The organism is Bradyrhizobium sp. USDA 3364, from assembly GCF_054056355.1.
The window spans coordinates 2728011-2752764 of the sequence record NZ_JBSRYG010000002.1 but is presented as its reverse complement, the minus strand read 5'-3'; the positions used below and the strand labels follow the sequence as shown (position 1 = coordinate 2752764).

The 24754-nt window shown below is 65.1% G+C and carries 25 protein-coding genes; 16 read left to right on the top strand and 9 right to left on the bottom strand.

The genetic code is table 11. The features are described 5' to 3' along the window. Window positions 1-71: 71 nt before the first annotated feature. Window positions 72-677, top strand: coding sequence for a nucleotide exchange factor GrpE (gene grpE, locus ACVILL_RS12890; protein WP_456729383.1), 606 nt, complete (start codon window positions 72-74; stop codon window positions 675-677). Between the two features lie 45 nt (window positions 678-722). Here the strand turns inward: grpE and ACVILL_RS12885 are convergent, their stop codons facing one another. The 4 genes from ACVILL_RS12885 to ACVILL_RS12870 form a co-directional block, all read right to left on the bottom strand. Next, window positions 723-1175: a VOC family protein gene (locus ACVILL_RS12885; protein WP_456729382.1), complete on the bottom strand. Its 453-nt coding sequence runs from the start codon at window positions 1173-1175 to the stop codon at window positions 723-725. A 37-nt stretch (window positions 1176-1212) separates the two neighbouring features. Beyond that, the gene (locus tag ACVILL_RS12880) at window positions 1213-2067 is read right to left on the bottom strand and encodes a helix-turn-helix domain-containing protein (RefSeq protein WP_456729381.1); all 855 of its coding nucleotides are present in this window, start codon (window positions 2065-2067) and stop codon (window positions 1213-1215) included. A gap of 24 nt (window positions 2068-2091) precedes the next feature. Further along, the gene (pncA, locus tag ACVILL_RS12875; RefSeq protein ID WP_456729380.1) at window positions 2092-2802 is read right to left on the bottom strand and encodes a bifunctional nicotinamidase/pyrazinamidase; all 711 of its coding nucleotides are present in this window, start codon (window positions 2800-2802) and stop codon (window positions 2092-2094) included. A gap of 100 nt (window positions 2803-2902) precedes the next feature. After that, the gene (locus ACVILL_RS12870) at window positions 2903-3838 is read right to left on the bottom strand and encodes a hypothetical protein (protein WP_456729379.1); all 936 of its coding nucleotides are present in this window, start codon (window positions 3836-3838) and stop codon (window positions 2903-2905) included. Window positions 3839-4415: 577 nt separating this feature from the next. On the opposite strand from ACVILL_RS12870, the gene dnaK reads away from it, so the two are divergent. The 8 genes from dnaK (at window position 4416) to ACVILL_RS12830 (ending at window position 11527) form a co-directional block, all read left to right on the top strand. Further along, window positions 4416-6317: a molecular chaperone DnaK gene (gene dnaK / locus ACVILL_RS12865; protein WP_028335770.1), complete on the top strand. Its 1902-nt coding sequence runs from the start codon at window positions 4416-4418 to the stop codon at window positions 6315-6317. Window positions 6318-6477: 160 nt separating this feature from the next. Then, complete coding sequence (gene dnaJ, locus ACVILL_RS12860) at window positions 6478-7605, top strand: molecular chaperone DnaJ (protein WP_146986226.1); 1128 nt, start codon at window positions 6478-6480, stop codon at window positions 7603-7605. 99 nt (window positions 7606-7704) lie between these two features. Next, window positions 7705-8307, top strand: coding sequence for a class I SAM-dependent methyltransferase (locus tag ACVILL_RS12855; RefSeq protein WP_456729378.1), 603 nt, complete (start codon window positions 7705-7707; stop codon window positions 8305-8307). 48 nt (window positions 8308-8355) lie between these two features. Beyond that, window positions 8356-8934 (top strand): NADPH-dependent FMN reductase, encoded by a 579-nt coding sequence (locus ACVILL_RS12850; RefSeq protein WP_456729377.1) that lies wholly within the window; start codon window positions 8356-8358, stop codon window positions 8932-8934. A 6-nt stretch (window positions 8935-8940) separates the two neighbouring features. Continuing rightward, window positions 8941-9663 carry an orotidine-5'-phosphate decarboxylase gene (gene pyrF / locus ACVILL_RS12845; RefSeq protein ID WP_456729376.1) on the top strand — a complete coding sequence of 241 codons (723 nt, stop codon included), beginning with the start codon at window positions 8941-8943 and terminating at the stop codon, window positions 9661-9663. A 23-nt stretch (window positions 9664-9686) separates the two neighbouring features. Then, window positions 9687-9983 (top strand): DUF1330 domain-containing protein, encoded by a 297-nt coding sequence (locus ACVILL_RS12840; protein WP_456729375.1) that lies wholly within the window; start codon window positions 9687-9689, stop codon window positions 9981-9983. Between the two features lie 64 nt (window positions 9984-10047). Continuing rightward, window positions 10048-10860: a 4-hydroxy-tetrahydrodipicolinate reductase gene (gene dapB, locus ACVILL_RS12835; protein ID WP_456729374.1), complete on the top strand. Its 813-nt coding sequence runs from the start codon at window positions 10048-10050 to the stop codon at window positions 10858-10860. 43 nt (window positions 10861-10903) lie between these two features. Next, window positions 10904-11527, top strand: a complete 624-nt coding sequence (locus ACVILL_RS12830; protein WP_456729373.1) for a 2,3-bisphosphoglycerate-dependent phosphoglycerate mutase — start codon at window positions 10904-10906, stop codon at window positions 11525-11527. Between the two features lie 154 nt (window positions 11528-11681). On the opposite strand, the gene ACVILL_RS12825 is transcribed toward ACVILL_RS12830, so the two are convergent. Together ACVILL_RS12825 and ACVILL_RS12820 are read right to left on the bottom strand one after the other, a co-directional pair. Further along, window positions 11682-12578: a methylated-DNA--[protein]-cysteine S-methyltransferase gene (locus tag ACVILL_RS12825; RefSeq protein WP_456734255.1), complete on the bottom strand. Its 897-nt coding sequence runs from the start codon at window positions 12576-12578 to the stop codon at window positions 11682-11684. 111 nt (window positions 12579-12689) lie between these two features. Further along, a complete protein-coding gene (locus ACVILL_RS12820) occupies window positions 12690-13238 on the bottom strand; it encodes a DUF2244 domain-containing protein (RefSeq protein WP_456729372.1) in 549 nt (182 codons plus the stop codon). A 22-nt stretch (window positions 13239-13260) separates the two neighbouring features. Here ACVILL_RS12820 and nth point away from each other — a divergent pair, with 22 nt between their 5' ends. The 6 genes from nth (at window position 13261) to ACVILL_RS12790 (ending at window position 20145) form a co-directional block, all read left to right on the top strand. Then, complete coding sequence (gene nth / locus ACVILL_RS12815; protein WP_456729371.1) at window positions 13261-14046, top strand: endonuclease III; 786 nt, start codon at window positions 13261-13263, stop codon at window positions 14044-14046. Window positions 14047-14110: 64 nt separating this feature from the next. Then, window positions 14111-15262, top strand: coding sequence for an HlyD family secretion protein (locus ACVILL_RS12810; protein WP_456729370.1), 1152 nt, complete (start codon window positions 14111-14113; stop codon window positions 15260-15262). After that, a complete protein-coding gene (locus ACVILL_RS12805; RefSeq protein WP_456729369.1) occupies window positions 15249-16877 on the top strand; it encodes an MFS transporter in 1629 nt (542 codons plus the stop codon). Before ACVILL_RS12810 ends, ACVILL_RS12805 begins: the two co-directional genes overlap by 14 nt. A 132-nt stretch (window positions 16878-17009) precedes the next feature. Beyond that, a complete protein-coding gene (locus tag ACVILL_RS12800; RefSeq protein WP_456729368.1) occupies window positions 17010-18071 on the top strand; it encodes a type III polyketide synthase in 1062 nt (353 codons plus the stop codon). Beyond that, on the top strand, window positions 18068-18580 hold the full coding sequence (locus ACVILL_RS12795; protein WP_456729367.1) for an isoprenylcysteine carboxyl methyltransferase family protein: 513 nt from the start codon (window positions 18068-18070) through the stop codon (window positions 18578-18580). Before ACVILL_RS12800 ends, ACVILL_RS12795 begins: the two co-directional genes overlap by 4 nt. Further along, on the top strand, window positions 18577-20145 hold the full coding sequence (locus tag ACVILL_RS12790) for a DHA2 family efflux MFS transporter permease subunit (RefSeq protein ID WP_456729366.1): 1569 nt from the start codon (window positions 18577-18579) through the stop codon (window positions 20143-20145). Before ACVILL_RS12795 ends, ACVILL_RS12790 begins: the two co-directional genes overlap by 4 nt. Here the strand turns inward: ACVILL_RS12790 and ACVILL_RS12785 are convergent. The 3 genes from ACVILL_RS12785 to ACVILL_RS12775 form a co-directional block, all read right to left on the bottom strand. Then, window positions 20142-20891, bottom strand: a complete 750-nt coding sequence (locus ACVILL_RS12785) for a sulfate transporter family protein (RefSeq protein WP_456729365.1) — start codon at window positions 20889-20891, stop codon at window positions 20142-20144. The two genes, ACVILL_RS12790 and ACVILL_RS12785, sit on opposite strands and share 4 nt — an antisense overlap. A 103-nt stretch (window positions 20892-20994) precedes the next feature. Beyond that, on the bottom strand, window positions 20995-22407 hold the full coding sequence (locus tag ACVILL_RS12780) for an MFS transporter (RefSeq protein WP_456729364.1): 1413 nt from the start codon (window positions 22405-22407) through the stop codon (window positions 20995-20997). Between the two features lie 125 nt (window positions 22408-22532). Next, the gene (locus ACVILL_RS12775) at window positions 22533-23456 is read right to left on the bottom strand and encodes a LysR family transcriptional regulator (RefSeq protein ID WP_456729363.1); all 924 of its coding nucleotides are present in this window, start codon (window positions 23454-23456) and stop codon (window positions 22533-22535) included. Between the two features lie 121 nt (window positions 23457-23577). Here ACVILL_RS12775 and ACVILL_RS12770 point away from each other — a divergent pair, with 121 nt between their 5' ends. Continuing rightward, complete coding sequence (locus tag ACVILL_RS12770; protein ID WP_456729362.1) at window positions 23578-24747, top strand: CaiB/BaiF CoA transferase family protein; 1170 nt, start codon at window positions 23578-23580, stop codon at window positions 24745-24747. Window positions 24748-24754: the final 7 nt, after the last annotated feature.

Genomic DNA, 24754 nt, shown 5'->3' with positions numbered 1-24754 from the left:
CCTAAAGCACGATATCCCGGGCAGCCAATCCCCAAGATTTGAACCGACGCGAGTTTTCGAGAAGGCAAGCCATGACCGATCCGAACCGGGCCAATGACAACAGCGAGAATTCGGCGCCGACGGGTGAGCCCGTGGTCTCGAAGCCCTACATCATGCCTGACGATCCCGAGGCCGGATCGGCGGAGGCGCTGGCCAAGGAACTCGCCGAGGCGAAGGACCGGACGCTGCGCACGCTGGCCGAGATGGAGAACCTCCGGCAGCGCACCCGCCGCGAGGTGGCCGACGCCAAGACCTATGGCATCACCGGCTTTGCCCGCGACGTGCTCGATATCGCCGACAATCTGCAGCGCGCGCTCGACGCCGTGCCGGCCGAGACCAAGGAAGCCGCCGATCCCGGCCTGAAGGCGCTGCTCGAAGGCGTCGAGCTGACCGAGCGTTCGCTGCTCAACGCGCTGGAGAAGAACGGCGTCAAGAAGTTCGATCCGATCGGCGAGAAGTTCGATCCGAACTTCCAGCAGGCGATGTTCGAGGTGCCCGATGCGTCGGTGCCGTCCGGCACCGTGGTGCAGGTGGTGCAGGCCGGCTACATGATCGGCGAGCGCATCCTGCGTCCGGCGCTGGTCGGCGTCTCCAAGGGCGGCGCCAAGGCCGCTCCCTCTGCCGACATCACGGTCTGATCGGTCCAACTCCGGCTCTGAAGGTGTGAGCGCGCTGTCCTGGCTTCACGGCAGCGGCTTCTCATGTGCCTTCGGCCAGTAGGTGCCGAAATTCCAGAGATTTCCTTCCGGATCACGGCAGGCGAAATCACGGCTGCCATAGTCGGTGTTGCGCAGTTCCATCTCGATCTTTGCACCCGCAGCCCTCACCTTCGCATGCAGGGCGTCGGGATCGTCGACGGCGACGTAGATCGAATCGGTGCGGCGGCCGCTGAAGTCCCCGACGAGCTTGCCATAGGCATCGTCGCGTGCCTGCCCCAGCATCAGAATCGAGGAACCGTAGGCGAGCTCGGCATGGTGGATCACGCCGCCATCGCGATAGATCACGTGCTCGGTGAATCCGATCACCGTCTTGAGCCAGGCGGTCATCGCCTCGGCGTCGTTGCAGCGCAGGGTCGGGTAGATGCGGGGCGGTTCGATGTTGTGCGTCACGGTGACCTCGTTGGTTGATGACGTCACACTGCACGAGCCAACGCGGTCCCGGCTTGAAGGTTTGTTACCAGTCCGGCAGCCCGTCGTCGGCGTGAACCAGCCGGCGGTCGGTGAGCGCCTGGCGACGCGCCCAGGCGGTTGGCGGTTCGCCGGCGAATTCGACGAACTCGCGGGCAAGGTGGGCCTGGTCGGCATAGCCGCTGTCCGCCGCGATCCCTGCCCAGCCGGGCGCACACCCGCTCAGTGCCAGCCGGCTCGCCCGGTGAAACCGCATCATGCGCGCCAGCGATTTCGGCGCGAGGCCGAGCTCTGATCGAAACCGGCTGACCAGATGCTTGCGGCTCCAGCCGATCTCGTCGGCCAGTGCGGTGATGCTGACGGCACCAGCCGAGCGCGCCAGCCGTCGATAGGCGAACGCCACTTCTGGCGACGGCGTGTGGCGGGCGCGGCGGAGCACGAAGGCCTCGATCAGGTCGAAGCGGCGCTGCCAGCACGTCACCGCGCCGAGCTGCTGGCGCAGACGATGGCCATCATGGCCGAGCACATCGTCGAGTTCGACCATCTGTCCGACCAGGTCGGTCACGGCGCCGCCGAAGAAGCGGTAAGCGCCGAGCGGCGTGAAATCCACCTGCACGCAGGCAGCCTGGCCGTCGGACTCGATATAGACCGGCCCCGCATGCAGGCCGGCCGCAAAGCTCGATTGACGATCGGTCGCGCGCGGCTCGCGCGACAGCGCGATCAGGAATGGCGAGCCGAAGCTGATGATCAGCGGCACGATGAGCGGCGCGCTCTGCCGCTGCGCGAACCGGCCGGCCGCGGTCTCGCGATAACCGGTGATACGCACGATCAGGCCCGCCATCCGCGGCGAAGGCGGGCGCTGCGCGAGATCGAACGCAATGGGTGACGCGAACTCGGCCATGCGGATCTCGCGCGAGGCAGTGTGTCAGGCGATATCCGACGACTGGATGCGCTTGACGCCGGCCTTGGCCATGTCGTCCCAGGCCTTGGCGAGCGATCCCTGGGTGTCGATGCCGCGGCAGGCATCTTCCACCACATAGGTCTCGAAGCCGGCCTTGCGCGCATCGAGCGCGGTCCAGGCCACGCAGAAATCGGTGGCGAGCCCGGCCACGAAGACACGCTCGACGTTGCGCGCCTTCAGATAGGCGGCAAGCCCGGTGGTGGTCTTGCCGTCGGCCTCGGTGAAGGCGGAGTAGCTGTCGACGTCCTTGTGAAAACCCTTGCGGATGATCAGCTCGGCCTGCGGGATCGCGAGGTCCTTCGACAGCGAGGCGCCGTCGGTGCCCTGCACGCAGTGGTCGGGCCAAAGTACCTGCTTGCCATAGGCGAGATCGATGGTCTCGAACGGCTTCTTGCCGGAATGGGTCGAGGCGAACGAGACGTGTCCGGGCGTGTGCCAGTCCTGCGTCATCACCACATTGGCAAAGCTCTTGGCGATCCTGTTGATGACTGGCACCACCTGCTCGCCGTCCTTCACCGCAAGACTGCCGCCGGGCAGGAAGCAGTTCTGGACGTCGATCACGAGCAGCGCGCAGCCGTCGTCGGGCTTGATCGCAGCCGCCCGGAGGCTCCTTGGAACCAGCGTCGCGAGCGCCAGCGTACCGAGGCCTGCAACAACCTGTCGTCGATCCAACATCGCGCCCCTCCTCGCTTTGCGTGATACCTCGGCGAGGAGGCTAGTTCCGTTCGTGGGCCGGCGAAAGTGCGATTTTTTGCGGCCGATTACGAAGGGCCGATCAGCCGCGCGGCTGGATGCCGTCGCGCACCGCGCGGAAGCGCGGAAAGGCCGTTTCCCAATCGGTGCGCGGCGAGCTGCCGATCACGCGCATCGACGTTTGCGCGCCGAACCGCAGCCACTGCACGATGGTCACCGGGGTGTTGTCCTTGCCGCTGACGGCGTCGATCCGCGTCTCGAAGCCGGGCTGGCCGTCGATCCGGATCGGTTCGGACATGGTGATCCGCCCGTCGCGCACGCCGGGGATCGTGGTGGCGATCTGCTGGGCGAAGCGGCCGCGATCATCCGGTGTGGCCGGAGCCGAAGCGATGACGCCGAGCAGCATGAAGGGCTTGGTCTCAAGAGCCTTGTCGTCGCCATCGGCCATCAGCAGCGCCGCGCCCGGCGCCAGCATGCGGACATTCTTGAAGCTGCTGAGTTCGGTGACCTTGAACGGCATCATGCCGAGCTGCTCGTCGACCGGCACCTCCTTGCGGATCTCGGCAGAGGCGAACATCTGCCGGACGGCGTCGTCGGTGTAGATCTTGCTCGCGTTCTCCGGCACCTGCACCGCGACATAGCCGGAGAAGGTCGGTCCGGGCAGGATCATGGAATAGCGCCGCACATTGCTGGTGCCGTCGCGCGCGCTCTCCACGGTGTAGTAGGCAAGGCCGGCCGGCGTCTCGAGGCTCTCGGGCTTGATGTTTCCGGCGCCGGCGGGATTGGCCTTGAAGGCGTTCACGACCTCGTTGTAGGCGCCCGCAGGCAGATCGGCGACCAGGACCTTCACGCCTTGATCCTCGGTCTCGAAGCCGATGAACGATTTGGCGCGGACCAGGCCCACCAGCGGTTTCATCCCGACATGCGCGCCCGGCGGAAACACCACGTCGGCGGCAAAGCCACGACAGGTGGCGGCAATCAGCAAGGCAACCGCAGCGAGAACTCGAAAAGGCGTCATGGGGGATCTACCGGTTTTGCTTCGTGGCCGCGCAACGGGGCCGGTGCAGGGCTGGATGGCCTCTTTCAGTCGGACCGCTTTTAGCGGTTTTGATGACCCTGCAACAGGCCGCCAAGTCTCCGCTTTGGGCTTCGAGGCCCGATTCCATGGGCTTTTCGCCCTGATTGGCAGGCACTTTCCAGTTTCCCGACGTTTCCGCGACTGGCCACCAGCGGCCAAACAGCGCGGCCTGTACCCGGGGGCCGCATTCGCATACGACGTTTGTGAGCGTTTACTCAACAGCGCTGACGTCGCGCGGCGGGCGTTTGCGGGCGAACGGCGGGTGGCATCATTGCCGATTTGTTAACTTGGCCGGGGGTTGCCTTGGGGTTGAACCGGCGCGCAGTCGGGCTGACACAATCTTTCAAACGTCAGTCTTTTCAGGCCTCAACGTTGCGTCCAGTCCTTGCGGGCAGGACCCTCTCTCCTATATCAGGCTCACCGTCGCAATATCGCGAGTATGTGAACGTCTGGGGGTTCGGTACGGAGCGCCGTCAGGGCCCAACCAACCTGCCGTAGCAAAGAGGATATCAAAACCATGGGTAAGGTCATTGGGATCGACCTCGGCACCACGAATTCGTGCGTTGCCGTGATGGATGGCAAGAACGCCAAGGTGATCGAGAATGCCGAGGGCATGCGGACGACGCCGTCGATCGTTGCCTTCACCGACGATGGCGAGCGCCTCGTCGGCCAGCCGGCGAAGCGCCAGGCGGTGACCAATCCCGAGCGTACGTTCTTTGCGGTGAAGCGCCTCATCGGCCGCCGCTATGACGACCCGATGGTCGAGAAGGACAAGAAGCTCGTTCCCTACAAGATCGTCAAGGCATCGAACGGCGACGCCTGGGTCGAAGCCGACGGCAAGACCTATTCGCCCTCGCAGGTCTCGGCCTTCATCCTGCAGAAGATGAAGGAGACCGCTGAGGCGCATCTCGGCCAGAAGGTCGAGCAGGCCGTCATCACGGTTCCCGCTTATTTCAACGACGCGCAGCGTCAGGCCACCAAGGATGCCGGCAAGATCGCCGGTCTCGAAGTGCTGCGCATCATCAACGAGCCGACGGCTGCCGCGCTCGCCTACGGTCTCGACAAGTCGAAGTCCGGCACCATCGCCGTGTACGACCTCGGCGGCGGCACCTTCGACGTCTCGATCCTCGAGATCGGTGACGGCGTGTTCGAGGTGAAGTCGACCAACGGCGACACCTTCCTCGGCGGTGAGGACTTCGACATGCGCCTGGTCGGCTATCTCGCCGACGAGTTCCAGAAGGAGCAGGGCATCAACCTGCGCAACGACAAGCTCGCCTTGCAGCGCCTGAAGGAAGCCGCTGAAAAGGCCAAGATCGAGTTGTCGTCGACCACGCAGACCGAGATCAACCTGCCGTTCATCACGGCTGACCAGACCGGTCCGAAGCATCTGACGATGAAGCTGACCCGCGCCAAGTTCGAGGCGCTGGTGGCCGATCTCGTCGAGAAGACCATCGAACCGTGCCGCAAGGCGCTGAAGGATGCCGGCCTGACCGCCGGCGAGATCGGCGAAGTGGTGCTGGTCGGCGGCATGACCCGCATGCCCAAGATCCAGGAAGTGGTGAAGCAGTTCTTCGGCAAGGAGCCGCACAAGGGCGTCAACCCCGACGAAGTCGTGGCGATCGGCGCTGCGATCCAGGCCGGCGTGCTGCAGGGCGACGTCAAGGACGTGCTGCTGCTCGACGTGACCCCGCTGTCGCTGGGCATCGAGACGCTGGGCGGCGTGTTCACCCGCATCATCGACCGCAACACCACGATCCCGACCAAGAAGAGCCAGGTGTTCTCGACCGCCGAAGACAATCAGGGCGCCGTCACCATCCGCGTCTTCCAGGGCGAGCGTGAAATGGCGGCCGACAACAAGATGCTCGGCCAGTTCGACCTGATGGGCATTCCGCCGGCTCCGCGCGGCATGCCGCAGATCGAGGTGACCTTCGACATCGACGCCAACGGCATCGTCAACGTCTCGGCCAAGGACAAGGCGACCGGCAAGGAACAGCAGATCCGGATCCAGGCATCCGGCGGTCTGTCCGAGGCCGACATCGACAAGATGGTCAAGGACGCCGAGGTCAACGCGGCCGAGGACAAGAAGCGCCGCGAGGCCGTCGACGCCAAGAACCACGCCGATGGCCTGGTTCATTCGACCGAGAAGGCTCTGGCCGAACACGGTTCGAAGATCGCCGACACCGAACGCCGTGCGATCGAAGACGCCGTCAGCGACCTCAAGGAAGCGCTGAAGGGCGACGACGCCGAGGCGATCAAGGCCAAGACCAACACGCTGGCGCAGGCTTCGATGAAGCTCGGCGAGGCCATGTACAAGCAGCAGGCCGAGGCGGACGCGGCCAAGGACGCTGCGAAGGATGACGTTGTCGACGCGGAGTTCACCGAGGTCGACGACGACAAGAACAACAAGAAGTCTGCTTAAGCGCGGGCTAGCGATCATGACCCTCACACCAATGAGTACGCGCCGCGTCTCGGAGGAGTGGGGGTCATTTTTCTTTAAGGCGATCGCTGCATCTTCCAGACAGGCGCAATCCTTGACGCAATCGTTAGCGATGGCGATGAACTTCGGACGGAATTGAAGGATGTCCACCAAGCGCTGCTATTACGAGACCCTCGAGGTCGAGCGGAACGCGGACGAGACCAAGCTGAAATCGGCTTTCCGCAAGCTCGCGATGAAATGGCATCCGGACAAGAATCCGGGCGACGCCACCAGCGAAGTCCGGTTCAAGGAAATCAACGAAGCCTATGAGGTGTTGAAGGACGGTGACAAGCGCGCCGCCTACGACCGCTTCGGCCATGCCGCCTTCGAGCAGGGCATGGGCGGCGGCGGCCCCGGCTTCGGCGCCGGCTTCGCCTCGTCCTTCTCCGACATCTTCGAGGATCTGTTCGGCATGGCCGGGCAGCGCCGCAGCGGCGGCCGCGAACGCGGCGCCGACCTGCGCTACAACATGGAGATCACGCTCGAGGAGGCTTTCCAGGGCAAGACCGCGCAGATCGAGATCCCGGTCTCGGTCACCTGCGAATCGTGCTCGGGCACCGGCGCCAAGGCCGGCACCAAGCCGAAGACCTGCTCGCATTGCGGCGGCGCCGGGCGTATCCGGCAGGCCCAGGGCTTCTTCACGCTGGAGCGGACCTGCCCCGGCTGCCAGGGCCGCGGCCAGATGATCGAGGACGCCTGCACCTCCTGCGCCGGTTCCGGCCGGGTGACGCGCGAGCGCACGCTGTCGGTCAACATTCCTCCGGGCGTCGAGGACGGCACCCGTATTCGTCTCGCCGGTGAAGGCGAGGCCGGCGTCCGCGGCGGCCCGCCCGGCGACCTCTACATCTTCCTCTCGCTGACCACGCACCAGTTCTTCCAGCGCGACGGCGCCGACCTGCACTGCCGCGTGCCGATCTCGATGGTCACCGCAGCGCTCGGCGGCGAGTTCGAGGTGCCGACCATCGACAAGGGCAAGACCAAGGTGAAGGTGCCGGCCGGCACTCAGTCCAGCCGGCGATTCCGCATCGCATCAAAGGGCATGCCGGTGCTCCGTTCGCGCCAGACCGGCGACATGTATGTCCAGGTCGTGGTTGAAACCCCGCAGAATCTGACCAAGAAACAGCAAGAACTGCTGATGGAGTTCGAAAAGCTATCGTCCGGCGCAACCCAGCCGGAGGCAGCGGGTTTCTTCTCTAAGGTCAAGGACTTCTTCGGAAGCCGCTCCGTCTAGCCGCAGTCGTTATGCTTGACCGTAACGACTTCGATCTATACGTGTTTATGACCGTTTTCTGACAACCGCTCGATTGTGCGGTCCCCGCCTGGTAGCGACATGCCTTTGCAATCGTCCGTGCGTGCGTCGAAGAAGCCCCTCCGTCTCGACGACGAGGTTCGTTTTCTCCGTTCATGGATGGAGAAGCCGCTGCATATGGGCGCAGTGATGCCGTCCGGACGGCTGCTTGCGCGCACCATGGCGCAATATGTCGATGTGGACGCGGAAGGGCCGGTCGTCGAACTTGGGCCGGGCACCGGGGCGATCACCAGTGCATTGATCGAGCATGGCGTCGATCAGAAGCGGCTTGTCCTGGTCGAATACAATCCCGGTTTCTGCGCTTTGCTGCGCGAACGCTATCCGCAGGCCAAGGTGGTCCAAGGCGACGCCTACAGGCTGCGCGATACGCTGTGGGAGGTGCTGAAGACTCCCGCCTCCGCCATGGTCTCCGGCCTGCCGTTGGTCACCAAGCCGATGCTGACGCGCCTGAGGCTGGTCCGTGACGCCTTCATGGCGCTCGCTCCGGGCGCGCCCTTCGTGCAGTTCACCTATTCGGTGGTGCCCCCGATTCCGAAGTCTCTGCCCGGCGTGTCCACAGAAGCCTCCGAGCGGATCTGGATGAACCTTCCGCCGGCGCGGGTCTGGGTGTATCGCAAGGGCTGATCGCTCGGTGCTGTCGCGCTGGGCGTGAGCCCAACCTGCGATTTCAAAATGTCCGCGCTGAAAATCCTCGTGATCCCGGGATCGCTTCGATCAGGCTCGCTCAATGCGAAGCTGGCGGCCGTGCTGGCACACGAGATCGCGCAGCTAGGCGCCGACGTTTCCCGCATCTCGCTCGATGATTTTCCGCTGCCGATCTATGACGGCGACCTGCAGGCCAAATCGGGCGTGCCGCAGCATGCCGTCAATCTGAAGCGGATGATCGGCGCCCATCATGGCGTGCTGATCGTGACGCCGGAATACAATTCCTCGGTGCCGGCGCTGGTGAAGAACACGATCGACTGGGTGAGCCGCGTGCAGGATCCGCATGAGTCCCGCGGCCAGGTGTTCCATGGCCGCGCCTTCGCGATCGCGGCGGCATCCGGCAACCGGCTCGGCGGCATGCGCGCGTTGGCGGCGCTGCGCCTGATCCTGTCGGCATGCCACGCCACCGTGATCCCGAACCAGCTCGCGCTGTCATTCGCCGAGCAGGCCTATGACGACATGGATCGTCTGAAGCACCAGGGCGACATCGAAGCGATGCGGGCGCTGGTGCGGCAGCTGATCGACCATTCCCAACGCATGATGTGAGGTGAGATGCAGCCAGCCCAGATCGCTCCAAGGATCGCTCCAAGAGACCGGTTGATTGTGGCGCTCGATCTGCCGTCGGTCGCCAGCGCCGAGGCGATGATCGACAGGCTCGGCGACAGCGTCACCTTCTACAAGATCGGCTATCAGCTCGGTTACGCCGGCGGCCTCGCGCTGGCGCAGCAACTCGCGGGCCGCGGCAAGAAAGTCTTCCTCGATCTCAAGCTGCACGACATCGGCAACACGGTTGCGCGCGGCGTCGAAAGCGTCGCCGGTCTCGGCGCGACCTTTCTCACCGTGCATGCCTACCCGCAGACCATGAAGGCGGCGGTCGAGGCGCGCGCAGGCTCCGGCCTGAAGGTCCTCGCGGTGACGGTGCTGACCTCCTACGACGACAGCGACCTGCATGCGGCGGGCTATCGCCTCAACGTCTCCGATCTCGTCGAGGCGCGCGCCAGGCAGGCGCAGGCGCTCGGTGTCGACGGTCTCGTCAGCTCGCCCGAGGAAGCCGCCGCCCTGCGCAAGATCGTCGGCGATCAGATGAACCTCGTGACGCCGGGCATCCGCCCTGCGGGCTCCGCCACCGGCGACCAGAAGCGCATCATGACGCCGGCACGTGCGATCACGGCCGGCGCTGACTATCTGGTGGTCGGGCGCCCGGTGATGGAAGCCGCCGATCCGAAGGCCGCCGCCGAAGCCATTCACGCCGAGATCGCCCAGGCACTCGCCTGAACCAACAACAAGGGAGACCAGAGATGGCGAAGGGATACTGGATTGGACGCGTCGACGTTCACAATGAGGAAGGCTACAAGCCGTACATGGCGGCCAATACGGCCATCTTCCAGAAATTCGGCGGCAAGTTCATTGTCCGCGGCGGCAAGTTCACCGGCGTGGAAGGCCAGAGCCGTTCGCGCAACGTCGTGATCGAATTCCCGGACTATCAGACCGCGCTCGCCTGCTACAATTCGCCGGAATATCAGGCCAACATCAAGGTGCGGCAGCCCCACTCGATCGCCGACCTCATCATCATCGAGGGCCACGAGAGCCCCTAGCCGGGGCGACGGGTTCGGTTGCCGGAACAGTCTTGGCTCGCTATATCGCGTGGAGAGGTGAGCCATGGCTGACATGCGTCTGATTGTTGCGGGAGCCGGCGGCCGGATGGGCCGCACGCTGACGCGGGTGATTTCCGAAACCCCGGGGGCGGTGCTGGTCGGCGCGCTGGAGGCGCCGGGCTCGGAACTGCTCGGCAAGGACGCCGGCGTGCTCGCCGGCCTTCCGGCCAATGACGTCAAGCTGTCGGCGGATCTGTGGTCGATGTCGGCGGGTGCCGACGGCATTCTGGACTTCACCGTGCCGGCCGCGACCATCGCCAATGTCGCGATCGCGGCCGAGCGCGGCCTCGTGCACGTCATCGGCACCACCGGCATGTCGCAGTCCGACGACGCGGTGATCCGGAGCGTCACCAACCGCGCCATCGTGGTGAAGTCGGGCAATATGAGCCTCGGCGTCAATCTGCTCGCTGCGCTCGTCAAGCGCGTCGCGCAATCGCTCGACCAGAGTTTTGACATCGAAATTCTCGAGCTGCATCACAAGCTGAAGATCGATGCGCCGTCGGGCACCGCCCTGATGCTCGGCGAAGCCGCCGCCGCGGGACGCGGAATCGCGCTCGATCAGCACTCGGCGCGCGGCCGCGATGGACTGACAGGCGCGCGGCGTGCCGGCGATATCGGCTTTGCCTCGTTGCGCGGCGGCACCGCCGCGGGCGATCACAGCGTGATCTTTGCCGGTCCCTCCGAGCGCATCACGCTCTCGCATCATGCCGAGGACCGCGCGCTGTTCGCGCAGGGCGCGCTGAAGGCGGCGCTGTGGGCGCATGGCAAGAAGCCCGGCATGTATTCGATGGCCGACGTTCTCGGGTTGAGCGACTGAGGTCGCTCGAGATCAAATCCAAATAAGCGAAACGGAATCTGAAATGAGTGATCGTCTTCTTGTGCTCGTTCGTCACGGTCAGAGCGAATGGAATCTGAAGAACCTCTTCACAGGGTGGAAGGACCCTGATCTCACCGAGCAGGGCATCACTGAAGCCAAGGATGCCGGCCGCAAGCTGAAGGCGCAGGACCTGTCGTTCGATGTCGCCTTTACCTCCGATCTCACGCGCGCGCAGCACACGCTGAAGCTGATGCTGGAAGAGATCGGCCAGACCGGCCTGCCGACCACGAAGAATCTCGCACTCAATGAGCGCGACTATGGCGATCTCTCCGGCCTCAACAAGGACGACGCCCGCAAGAAATGGGGCGAGGACCAGGTGCTGATCTGGCGCCGTTCCTACGACGTGCCGCCGCCCGGCGGCGAAAGCCTGAAGGACACGCTGGCGCGCACGCTGCCCTATTACGTGCAGGAGATCCTGCCCGGCGTGCTGCGCGGCCAGCGCACGCTGATCGCCGCCCACGGCAATTCGCTGCGCGCGCTGATCATGGTGCTGGAGAAGCTCTCGCCGGAGCAGATCCTCAAGCGCGAGCTCGCCACCGGCGCGCCGGTGGTCTACCGGCTCAACGCCGATTCCACCGTGGCCTCAAAGGTCGATCTCGCCGCTTAACCAACGCTCAACCCGTCATCCTGAGGAGCGCGCTCTTGCGCGCGTCTCGAAGGATGCACGGCCCCGCTGGTGGCCGTCGACCCTTCGAGGGCCGCTGAAGAAGCGGCCACCTCAGGGTGACGGTGAGGGACCGAAGGCCCCCGCACCAAGACGCCTAATGCAACCCGACCTGGCCGGCTTCCCAGCCCAGCATCGCCTGCTTGCGGGTGACGCCCCAGTGATAGCCGGTCAGCGCGCCGCTCTTGCCGAGTGCGCGATGGCACGGCACCACGAACGACACCGGGTTGCGGCCGACCGCGGCGCCGACCGCGCGTGAGGCCTTCGGGTTGTTGATGTTGCAGGCGATGTCGGAATAGCTGACCGCACGGCCCATCGGGATCTTGAGCAGCGTTTCCCAGACCCGCACCTCGAAGTCGGTGCCGATCAGGACGACGCGGAGCGGCTGGTCCGCCCGCCACAACCGCGTATCGAACACGCGCTGCGCCAGCGCGGTGGTGCCGTCGGTGTCCTCGACATAGGTTGCGTTCGGCCAGCGTCGCTTCATGTCCGCGAATGCGGTCTGCTCGTCGCCGGGGTCGGCGAAGGCAAGCCCCGCCAGCCCGCGGTCGGTTGCGATCACGATCGCGGTGCCGAACGGCGAGGGGTGGAAGCCGTAGCGCAGCGTCATGCCGCCGCCGCCGGTCTTCCATTCGCCTGGAGACATCGCCTCGTGCGTGACAAACAGATCGTGCAGCCGTCCCGGGCCCGAGAGGCCGGAGTCGAGTGCCGCGTCGAGCACGCTGGCGGAATCGCGCAGCAGGTTCTTGGCGTGGTCCAGCGTCAGCGCCTGCATGAAGGCCTTCGGCGTCAGCCCGGCCCAGCGGCGGAACAGGTGGTGCAGCTCATCCGGCGTCACGGCGGCGGCATCGGCCATCGCTTCGATGGTCGGCTGCGTACGCCAATGTTCCGAGATGAACGCGATGGCGCGCCGCACTGAATCATAGTCGCGCAGGGCGGCGCTCTGGAGGCCCGGCTTGGCCAGGCGCTGATCATGTATGGCGAGTGTCATCATGGTGTCTGATTTAGGAGCCATGGCGCGTCCAAACCACCCGATTTCTGACAAGCATGATCCGGAAAAATGGGGACCGGTTTTCCGGCAAGATCATGCTCAAACGAAGTTCGACTAGGCGATGGGATTGTAAGTGGGGCCGCGTTTGGCGGCATTCAGCGCAGCTGTTAAGGCTTTGGAAAAACTGGCCTTTTCATCCGGGCCGAGGAAGCTGCCGACGCTGACCCGGCGGCCCCGGGACACCAGGTAAAGCCGCTCGATGCCGAACTCCTCATGCGAGATCTGTTCGAACCGGACCCAGAGCGGATTGAGCACCCATTCGACCACATGGCCGCGGTGGCTGATCCTGCGCACCCGCAGTTCCGACGGCGTCACGGTGATCTCCTCACTCGCCTTGGCGGTGCGGAAATTGACCTTGAATGCCCAGTAGATCACCAGCACGTCGAGGCCGAAGAAACCGAAGATCGGCCAGGCACCCAGCCACCAGAACACCGCGCCGGCGATGAAGCTGACCACGGTGACGAACGACATCAGCACGATAAAGCCCGTGCGGTTCAGCGAGCGGTGCGGCGTCAGCAGCGCCGAGAACAGTTTCGGCTCGGCCTCGTCAGGGCCGGTCGCCTCGGCTTCGCTCGCGGGATCAAAGTCGTTGCCTGCGGTCATGACGTGTCAGTATATCCCGTTCATGGCCAAAATCATCCGCTCTCAACGCGCCAGCACGCCAAGCATTCGGTCCGCGCCGAAGAAGAAAGCCGCGAAAGCGGCAAAGAAGCTGTCCAAACGCGCGGCAAAAAAGCTGCCCGCAAAGGCCGTCAAGAAGGTCGCAAAGCCCAGGCCATGGTCGGCGGAGGAGGTCTACGAGGCCTTCGACCGGTTCCGCAAGGCCAACCCCGAGCCGAAGGGCGAGCTCGAGCATCTCAATCCCTACACGCTGCTGGTTGCGGTGGTGCTGTCGGCGCAGGCGACCGACGCCGGCGTCAACAAGGCGACACGAGCGCTGTTTGAGGTCGCCGATACGCCGGAGAAGATGCTTGCGCTCGGCGAAGACAAAGTGCGCGAGTACATCAAGACCATCGGGCTCTATCGCAACAAGGCCAGGAACGTCATCGCGCTCTCGGAGAAGCTGATCGCTGAATTCGGCGGCGAGGTGCCGCGCACTCGCGCCGAAATCGAGTCATTGCCCGGCGCCGGCCGCAAGACCGCAAATGTCGTGCTCAACATGGCGTTCGGCGAACACACGATGGCGGTCGACACCCATGTGTTTCGCGTCGGCAACCGCACCGGGCTTGCACCCGGCAAGACGCCGCTTGAGGTCGAATTGGGACTGGAGAAGGTGATCCCGACGGAGTTCATGCTGCACGCCCATCACTGGCTGATCCTGCATGGCCGCTACACCTGCCTCGCGCGCGGGCCACGTTGCGAAGTATGTCTGATCAATGATCTCTGCCGGTGGCCGGAGAAGACTGTCTGATGAGGCATGATCGTCATCGTGTGCTAGTAGAGCGTTTTCGGTAGCGTGCCTGAGGGAGTGTAGTGTGGCAGAGCAGGTTCAAGACGGTCCGTCACCCGCCACTCAGACCGCGCCTGGCCCGGCGGCAGTGCCAGTCACGCCGAAATCCGCGACGAAGGGCTTCTGGGGCCGCTTCGCGATCCCGCTGTTCGCGGTGCTCGTCGCGCTCGCCTTCGTCGTGGTGGCAACCAGCCGTTGGAACGCGTGGGTCGGCGCCGCCACGATCCAGACCACCGATGACGCCTATGTGCGGGCCGAGCTGACCCAGCTCTCCAGCCGCGTCTCCGGCGAAGTGCTGACGGTTGCCGTCTCCGATTTCCAGCGCGTCAAGGCCGGCGATCTGCTGGTGCAGATCGATCCTGCCGACTATCAGGCGCAGGTCGCACAGGCCGAGGCCGGCGTGGTCGGCGCGCAGGCCGTGCTCGACAACCTCAACAATCAGGTCGAGCTGCAATATGCGACCATCGCGCAGGCCGAGGCTTCGCGGTTATCTGCCGAGTCGCAGCAGACCCTGGCGCGCCAGGAGGAGGAGCGTCAGCACTCGTTGTCGCAAACCGATGCCGGCACGTTGCAGCGGCTCGAACAGGCCACTGCGGCTTACGCCAAGTCGCAAGCCGACGTGCAGGCCAGCCGCGCGGTGATCGCAGCACAACGTCATCAACTCGAGGTTCTGCAAGGTACCAAGAAGCAGCGTGCCGCCGATCTCGACGCCGCCAAGGCGCTGCTGGCGTCGGCCAGGCTCAAGCTCGGCTACACCAGGATCGTAGCGCCGTTCGACGGCGTCACCGGAGAGCGCCAGGTGCAGCCGGGCGACTATGTCAACATCGGAACCAATCTGATCAATGTCGTGCCGCTGCCGAATGTTTATGTGATCGCCAACTACAAGGAGACCCAGCTGACCAACGTCAGGCCGGGCCAGCCGGTCGAGGTCACCGTGGATACATTCTCCGGTCAGAGGCTGCGCGGCACAGTCGAGCGCATCGCGCCGGCCAGCGGTTCGCAGTTCGCGCTGCTGCCGCCCGACAACGCCACCGGCAATTTCACCAAGGTGGTACAGCGCATCCCGGTGCGTATCCAGTTCGACAAAAACCAGCCGTTGCTCGAGCGCCTGCTGCCGGGCATGTCGGTCGTCACCCGCATCAACACCGGCGAGGCGGTCGCCAATGGCGGAGAATGACGACCGCGCACACGGTCCGGTCTCGCGCGGCGACGTCGCGCGCTATCCGCTTTTCGCTGTTGTCGCCGTGCTGCTCGGCGCGTTCCTGGCGAATTTCGACAGCCGTCTGACCACGGTCGGGCTGCCCGATTTGCGCGGCGCGTTCTCGCTCTCTTTCGACGAAGGCGCCTGGCTCTCCACCGCCGCGATCGGCTCGCAGATCTTCATCGCACCCGCGGTGGCCTGGCTCGCCACCGCGTTCGGCCTGCGGCGCGTGCTCGGCATTCCGAGCCTGGTCTATGCCGTGGTCTCGCTGACCATTCCGTTCGTGCGCGACTACACGACGCTGATCGCGCTCAGCATCGCGCACGGCATGCTGCTCGGCACCTTCGTGCCGGCAACGCTGATGATCATCCTGCGCAATCTGCCGATCCGATGGTGGATTCCGGCGATCGCGATGTACTCGATCCGTGTCGGCTTCGCGCTGGACTCGTCGAGCTCGCTGGTCGGCTTCTATGTCGAGCACCTCGGCTGGCAGTGGCTGTATTGGCAGGGCGTGGTGATCGCGCCGCTGATGGGCTTGATGGTGTATCTCGGCACGCCGAACGAGCCGGTCAATCGCGACCTGCTGCATCATGCCGATTGGGGCGGCATGTTGCTGCTCGGCGCCGGGGTGGCGATGGTCTATGCCGGGCTCGATCAGGGCAACCGGCTCGATTGGCTGTCGTCAGGGATCGTGATGGCCCTCCTGATCGCGGGCGGATTCCTGATCATCGCCTTCATGATCAACGAGATGGTCGCGCGCCGGCCCTGGGCGCATTTCAACGTGCTGTTCTCGCGCAATATCGGGCTCTCGCTGATCGTCATCTTGCTGTACACGCTGACCAGCCTGTCGAACTCGTCGCTGGTGCCGAATTTCCTCGGCTCTGTCGGCGCGCTGCGGCCGGAGCAGTCGGGCGTGCTGCTGTTCACCTACGGCGCGCTGCCCATGTTCGTGCTGGTGCCGATCTCGATCCTGCTGCTCCGCCACCTCGATCCGCGCATCGTCGTGGTGCTCGGCTTCTCGGCATTCGCCGCGGCCAATCTGTGGGGCACGCAGCTGAGCCATGTCTGGGCGCGCGAGGATTTTGTCGGCATTGTCCTGTTGCTGTCGGTCGGGCAGGCGCTGACGCTGCTGCCGATCATCATCATGGCGCTGTCGAACTCCGATCCGTCGCGGGCGACCGCGTTCGCGGCCTATATCCAGATCATGCGGCTCGGCGGCGCCGAGATCGGCATCGCGCTGATGGGGACCTGGCTGCGGGTTCGCGAGCAGATCCATTCCAATTACCTCGGACAGCACGTCCAGAATGGCAATGTCGACGTCGTGAACCTGCTGAAGCGGCTGGCGGGTGAGTTTTCCGGCCACGGCATCGGGGCAGCGACGGGGCGGGCCGTCGGCACGCTTGCGGCGCTGGTGCAGCGCGAAGCCAACACGCTGGCCTATATTGACGGCTTCTGGCTGTGCTTCTGGTTCGCGATGCTGGCGCTGGTCCTAGTCGCCCTGATCACGCGCGCGCCGCAGGGCCCGTTGTCGCCGGTACCGCTTGGCTTCGTGAAGAACGTGCTGCGCAAGCCGGGCGCCACCGCTTCCTGATTTGCCGACGGCGCCGCGCGGATAGCGCGCCGGGGGTCAATTTATAGTGAAGGGGGCGCCGCCTCTATCTCTCGGGCGTCTGAAATATTTTGCACGTCGCGTGGTTCCACAAGCGGGGGAACTGGAGCCACGATGATTGAGACCAAGCAGACGGCCGCACTTGTTTCCTTGGCGACGGCGGTTCCACCGCATCTGTTCCACCAGGGACAAGTCCTGCAGGCCGCGCGCAACCTGCTCGCCGAGCGCTACCCCGAATTCGAGACGCTCTCCAGCCTGTTCGCCAACACCGGCATCCAGCATCGCTATGGGGTGAAGCCGATCGAATGGTATCTCGAGCGGCGCGGTTGGCCGGAGCGGACGCAGGCGTTCCTGGAAGGCGCCGAGGCGCTGTTCGTCGACGCTGCCCAAAAGGCGATCGCGCGTGCCGACCTGACCGGCAGCGACATCGATATCGTGGTCACGGTTTGCTCGACGGGGATCGCCACGCCGACGCTGGAGGCGCGCGTGGCCGGCAAGCTTGGGCTGCGGACGGACGTGTCGCGCGTACCGGTGTTCGGCCTCGGCTGCGCGGGCGGCGTGTCGGGCCTCTCGATCGCGTCGCGGCTGGCGCAAGCGCGGCCCGGTGCGAACGTGCTGCTGGTTGCGCTCGAGCTCTGCACGCTCGCGGTTCGCCATGACGAGCTCACCAAGGCGAACATCGTCGCCGCCAGCCTGTTCGGCGATGGCGCCGCTGCGATTGTGCTGCGCGCCGGTGATGGCGGTGCGACGCGGATCGAGGCGGCGGGCGAAAAGCTCTGGCCGGATACGCTCGACATCATGGGCTGGACGGTCGACCCGGAGGGATTCGGCGTCGTGTTCCAGCGAACCATTCCGGATTTCGTCCGCGGCAATCTCGGGCCGGCCGTCGCCGAGATCCTGACGCGGATGCAGCTGACGGCCGATGATGTCGATCGCTTCCTCTGCCATCCCGGCGGCTCCAAGGTCATCGCCGCGCTGGAGCGCGCGCTCGCGCTCGATCAGGGCACGCTCGATCACGAGCGCGACGTCATCGCGGCCTGCGGCAACATGTCGGCGCCGACGGTTCTCTTTGTGCTCGAACGCGCCCGCGCCAAGGGATTGCCTTCACGTTCGCTGCTCACGGCGCTCGGGCCGGGCTTCACGCTCAGCTGTGTTGCGCTCAGGCACGCGGCGTGAGCTTCGCCTCGGTCGTCCTTGCGCTGGTCACGCTGCAGCGTCTCGGCGAGCTCGTGCTGTCACGTCGCAACACCAAGCGGCTCCTGGCGCGCGGCGCGATCGAAATCGGCGCCAGTCACTACCCGCTCATTGTGCTGGTTCACGCCGGCTGGCTGATCGCGCTGTGGATTTGGGGCCGCAATCAGGATGTCAACCCGGCCGCGCTCACGGCCTTTCTGATGCTGCAAGGCTTGCGGCTGTGGATCCTCGCCACGCTCGGGCCGCGATGGACCACGCGGATCATCGTATTGCCGGGCGTGCCGCTGGTGGCATCCGGGCCTTATCGATTCTTCCCGCATCCGAACTATGCCGTCGTCATCGGCGAAATCGCGCTACTTCCGCTTGCACTGCACCTGCCGGTGCTGGCGCTGGTCTTCACGGTGCTCAATCTCGCGGTGCTTGCGGTCCGAATCCGCGCCGAGAGCCGTGCTCTCTCGGTTTCCGACTGGCCGCGTAGCAGCACGCCATGAGCGCCCGGGCGGATCACCCAACCGACAGCCCATCGGCTGCGACCTGGGCGGGGTTCCTGCTGATGTGCCTCGGCATGTTCATGGCGATCCTCGACATCCAGGTGGTCGCGACCTCGCTGCCGACGATCCAGCGTGCGCTCGCGATCTCGCCTTCCGCGATGAGCTGGATCCAGACCGCCTATCTGATCGCCGAGGTGGTCGCGATCCCGCTGACCGGACTGCTCACGCACGTGTTGTCGCTGCGATGGTTGTTCGCGATCGCCGTCAGCCTGTTCACCGTCGCGTCGATCGGCTGCGCCGTCAGCGGCGGCCTTGCTGTGCTGTTGGTCTTTCGCGTGTTGCAGGGATTTTCCGGCGGCGTCCTGATCCCCGCGGTATTCTCCGCCGTGTTCATGCTGTTCCCGGTCCGTCTTCATGCGGTGGCCACCACGATCGGCGGCGTCGTCGCGGTGCTTGCACCGACCGTTGGACCCGTCGTCGGCGGCTGGATCACGCAGACCTGGTCGTGGCCTTGGCTGTTCCTAATCAATGCGATCCCCGGGGCGATTGCCGCCACGATCACGCCGTTGCTGCTTCCGAAGCAAGACATGCATCTCCGCGCGGTCATCAGGCTGGACAAGGTGTCGCTCGTCCTGCTCGCAGCGGTGCTCGCAAGCTTCATGATCGGCCTGAAGGAGGCGCCGCAACGTGGCTGGGTCTCGATGCTGTGCCTGAGCTTGCTGATCGGAAGCATTGCCGGGATGGCGCTGCTGATCCGGCGTACGCTCCGTGCGGCGTATCCGATTGCGCGACTGACCCTGTTCCGGCGGCGCTCGTTCGCGATCGGTTGTGCCCTGAGCTTTTGCCTCGGCGTCGGCCTGTACGGATCGACCTACCTGATGCCGGTGTTCCTCGGCTTCGTCCGCCGCCATGATGCCTTCGAGATCGGCACCATCATGCTGGTCACCGGAGTTGCGCAGCTCGTCGCCGCGCCGCTTGCGGCCGTCCTTGAAAGCCGCATCGGCGCCCGGTCGTTGACCGGCGCGGGCTTCGTCCTGTTCGCATTAGGTCTCGGCTTGAGCACCTTTCAGCCCCGCACCGCTGATTTCGGCGAGATGTTGTGGCCGCAGGTCGTGCGCGGCGTCGCGATCATGTTCTGCCTGCTGCCGCCGACGCGCATCGCGCTTGGCGCGCTGCCGGAGGTGGAGATTGCCGACGCCAGCGGGCTGTTCAACTTGATGCGCAATTTGGGTGGCGCGATCGGGATCGCCCTGATCGATACGATCCTCTACGGCCGAAGCCCGATCTATGGCGGAGATTTCCGTGCGCGGCTGCTGGCAGGCGATGTCAACGCGGCGCAGGCGATCGGGCTCGATCCGATGTTGCTGATCAACCGTCCGCCAGGTCCGCCCGACGAGGCGACGGTGGCGTTCATCCGGCCGCTGGTTGAACGGGCCTCGCTGGCGCTCACCGTCAACGAGGCATGGGCGATGCTGGCCTGCGTGGCGATCGTCGGGCTGCTGCTGGTGCCCTTTGCGCGCGACCGGACGCCTGCATCGCTGCCGGCCCAGCGGGATGCGGCCTAGATCGAGACGTTGCTTCGGCGCGCGGGCTCGATCAGTTCGCGGCGCGGGCCGGACAGCCGCTTGTACATGTGCACCATGAAGGCCATGCCGAACAGCGGCGTCGCCAGGTTGACGATCGGGATCGAGACGAAGGCTGCGATGAACAGGCCGGCTATGAACACGGTTGCCGCATTCTCCTTGCGCATCGCCTTGGCGTCATCAGGCGAGCGGAACCGCATCGCCGCGAGCTCGAAATATTCGCGCCCGAGCAGCCAGGCGGTTGCGATGAAGAAGATGATGAAGCCCGCGCCTGCGAACAACACGAACGGCAACGCGACCAGATAGACCAGGATCGTCAGCAGCGCCGTCTTGACGCCCTCGATGGTCGCGAGCGTGACCGGCAGCGCCACGCCGGGATGGTCGGCCGGATAGTGCTCGCGCTCGACATGATCGGCGACGTCGTCGACGAACAGGCTCGCCACCAGCGAGGTGATCGCGGGCATCAGGAAGATGCCGCCGAGCACGACGCCGAGCCCGGCCGAGATCGAGATGATCCAGGACAGCACGTGCAGCGTGGAATGGAAGTTGGGGCCGAGCATGCCTTCGGCCCAGACCTCGCCGTAGTCGGCGACCCAGCTCAGCAGCCGCTGCAACCCGATCGCCAGCACGGTGATCAAGACCAGCGCAAGCCCGATCGAGCGCCACAGGATCGTGCGCATCGGCGGCGACAGGATTTGCGAAAGCGCCTTGACGGCGGCGTCGAACATGACCGGATTACCTCTGCAAATTACCCGCGAGAGGTAGCCACCCAATATGGCTTCGGCAAGTGCCGCTTGTGTCGCGGTCGGAAACCGCGCCGAAATGCTCTGATTAGGCGTCGAGCGGCTTGCCGCGGACCAGGGGTCCCCAGACACCGATGGCAATGATCACGATGATCATCGCCGCGGTGATCAGGCCGAACACCCCGCCGACGCCGGCCTCCTTCAGCATGAACGCCACGATGAAGCCGGAGAAGGTCGCGCTGAGCCGGCTCATCGAATAGACCAGCCCGGCGGCGCGAGCCCGGATCGCGGTCGGGAACACCTCGGTCTGGTAGGCGTGATAGGCGTAGGACAGCGTCATGTTGGCCCCTGTCACCAGCACGCCGCTGGCAATCAGCAGCACCGGCTCGGTGAGCTGCGCGAAGGCGAGGCCGAACACCGCGATCGCGGCGGCCGCGCCGCAGATGATCCATTTGCGTTCGAAGCGGTCGGCGAAGGTTGAGGCCAAAAGCGGCGCAAGCGGATAGGCGACCGCGATGATGAAGGAATATTGCAGGCTCCTGGTGACGTTGATGCCCTTCTCGACGAGGAGCGCGGGAACCCAGTTGGAGAAGCCGTAGACGCCGAACGCCTGGCAGAGGTTGAAGACCATCAAGAGCACGACGAGCGAGGCGTAGGGCGGCCGGAACAGGTCGGCGTAGCCGGTCTCGACCGGCGCTCGTGGTGCCGACATCGCAGCCGGAACGATGGGGCGCGGAGCGGCCGTACCCGATGCGGCCTCGAGCGCCCGCATGATTGTCTCGGCCTCAGCAGTGCGGCCATGGCGGGCCAGCCAGAGCGGGCTTTCCGGCACGTAGAGCCGCAGCACCCAGATGATCATGCTCGCAGCCGCGCCGATCAGCACGACCCAGCGCCAGCCGTCGATGCCGTGCGGCGAGAGCGGCACCAGCCACCACGACAGCGCGGCGACGATCGGCACCGCCGACAGCATCACCGCCTGGTTGATCGCGAACGCCCGGCCGCGCATCCAGCTCGGCACCAGCTCGGTGATGTAGGCGTCGATGGTGATGACCTCGATGCCGATGCCGATTCCGGCAATGAAGCGCCACAGCAAGAGGCCGCCGGGCGTGGTCTGGCACGCCATGATGACAGACGCCGCGCTGTAGAACAGCAGCGACCAGGTGAAGACGGCCTTGCGCCCGTAACGATCGGCGAGGAAGCCGAGGCAGAAGGTACCGATGAACAGGCCGGCGAAGGTCGCCGCGACGAACGCGCCGATGCCGGAGAAGCCGAAGAAGGCCTGCGTGGTCGTCGTCATCAGCCCGCTGCGGGCGAGGCCGGGCGCGATATAGCCGGTGAAGAACAGGTCGTAGATCTCGAAGCAGCCGCCGAGCGAGAGCAGGATCACCAGCCGCCAGACATAGGCGGAGGTCGGCAGCGCCTCGAGCTGCCGCGAGATCTGGTCCGGTCCGCTTGTCGTGTTGGCAAGATCGGCAACCGAGCCGAGTTCGACGGCGCTCATGGTGGTCCTCCCCGTGTGGTCCAGCGGCCGCCTTTCTTGCGAAGGCGTGCCCGTCGCCATGTTTGGCAGCCGGAAGCCAGAAATCCAGACGAACATATCGAAGGGATCGTTCGAGATTTTCGATATCAGATCAGGAGCGTCGCCTCCCAGGCGCCGCGGCCGACCTGGTCCGCGATCAGGGCACGGATCAGCCGGCACATTTCCTCCATGACGTACGTCATCGGGCGGTTGCGCAGGCGGCAGAGATAGAGCGTGCGGGTCAGCTTCGGTTCGACGACTTCGCGCGCGACCAGCAGGCGTGCCTTCAACGGTTCGCTGACGAAATGCGTCGTCGCGATCGTACAGCCGAGGCCCGCGGTCAGCGCGCCGATCATGCCGCTGGTCGAGTTGAGATGCATGATGGCATTGGCCTCGAGCCGCTTGAGCAACACGGGATCATCCAGCAATGCGCGCGCCGACAGCCCGTACCGCAACAGGATCAGCGGCAGCCGTGCCACCTCCTCGAAGGCGATCGGCGCTCTCTTGCCGATCAGCTTCTCGGTGCCGACGCAGAACATCTGCTCCTCAAGTACCGGCTCGGCGATCAGATCCTTTTCCGACGGCGGGTTGTAGACCAGTGCGAGGTCGACATCGGAACTCAGCAGATGCAGCAGCGTCGCGCCGGAGAGGCTCTCGGTCAGCGACAGCTTCAGGTTCGGATATTTCGTCAGCACGGTCCGCATCAGCGGCACGCCGATCGCCTTCATTCCGGAATTGGCCATGCCGATCGAGATGTCGCCGGCGATCTCGCTGCCGCCTTCCTTGATCTCGCGCTCGGCCGCCGCCATCGCGCGCAGGATGATGCGGGCATGCTCGTAGAGCCGCTCGCCGGCCGCGGTCGGTTCCATGCCGCGCGGCTTGCGCTCGAACAGCGGCGTGGCGAATTCCGCCTCGAGATTGGCGATGTGGTGGCTCAGCGCGGACTGCGCGACATTGGCCTGATCTGCCGCCCGCGACAGGTTACGCTGCTCGTAGACCGCGATGAAATAGCGAAGCTGGCGCGAATCCATGACGGTTCAGCGTTCTAGAACGACGAATGCACTATTCGACAGATTATATTTTTCAGATAGCGTACGGAAGCCTAACCTGCGCCAAATACTCAAAACGAGCGCAACGAGCACGGAGAAACCGATGACCGGGAGCGGACTGCCGCTGGAGGGCGTGAGGGTCGTCGAGATGACCCACATGGTGATGGGGCCGACCTGCGGGATGATCCTGGCGCAACTCGGCGCCGAGGTGATCAAGGTCGAACCTCCGGCAGGCGACAAGACCCGCTCGCTCGGCGGCATGGGGGTCTCGTTCTTCCCGCTGTTCAACCGCGGCAAGCGCAGCGTCGTGCTCGACTTCGCCAAGGCTGAGGATCGCGACACGATGCATCGCCTGCTCGCCGGCGCCGACGTGTTCCTGGAGAATTTCCGCGACGGCCAGCTCGACAAGCAGGGCCTCGGCGCAGAGGAGCTGCGCGAAAAATATCCGCATCTGATCATCGCCGGCCACAAGGGCTTTCTCTCCGGCCCCTATGATCACCGCCCGGCGCTCGACGAGGTCGTGCAGATGATGTCGGGGCTCGCTGCGATGACCGGCACCAGCGAGAAGCCGCAGCGCGTCGGCTCCTCCGCCAACGACATCATGGGCGGCATGTTCGGCGTGATCTCGATTCTCGCCGCGCTCTATCAGAAGCGCGGCGGCAAGACTGATGGTGCCGACATCCGCATCGGCCTGTTCGAGAACTGCCTGTTTTTGGTCGCCCAGCACATGGTCGAGTACGAGATGACCGGGCGCAAGCCGCGCTCGATGCCGGAGCGCGAGCATGCCTGGCCGATCTACGACATCTTCGATGCCGCCGGCGGTGACCGCATCTTCATCGGCGTCGTCACCGAGGGCCATTGGCAGAGTTTCTGCCGCGAGTTCGGCCTGCAGGAATTCGCCGACGATCCGACGCTGCGCTCGACCACGGACCGCATCATGGCGCGCGACCGGATCATTCCGCGCGTCGCCGAGGTGATCAAGGGCTGGAACGTGGCCGACCTCTCGGCGCGACTCGACGCGCTCAACATCTGCTTCTCGCCGATCAACCGGCCGGAGGATCTGTTGCAGGACCCGCATGTGCTGCGTCCCGGGGGACTGGTCAACAATCTGAACGCCGACGGCAAGCCGTTTCGCGTTCCGGCGCTGCCGGTCGAGTGGAACGGCCGCAATATCGGCGAAGGCCTGAAGGTGCCGGTGCTCGGCGCCGATACCGAGGCGGTTCGTACCGAGCTCGCCCAACAGAAGATCTCATCAACCGGAAACGCTGCGTGAGGCTGAC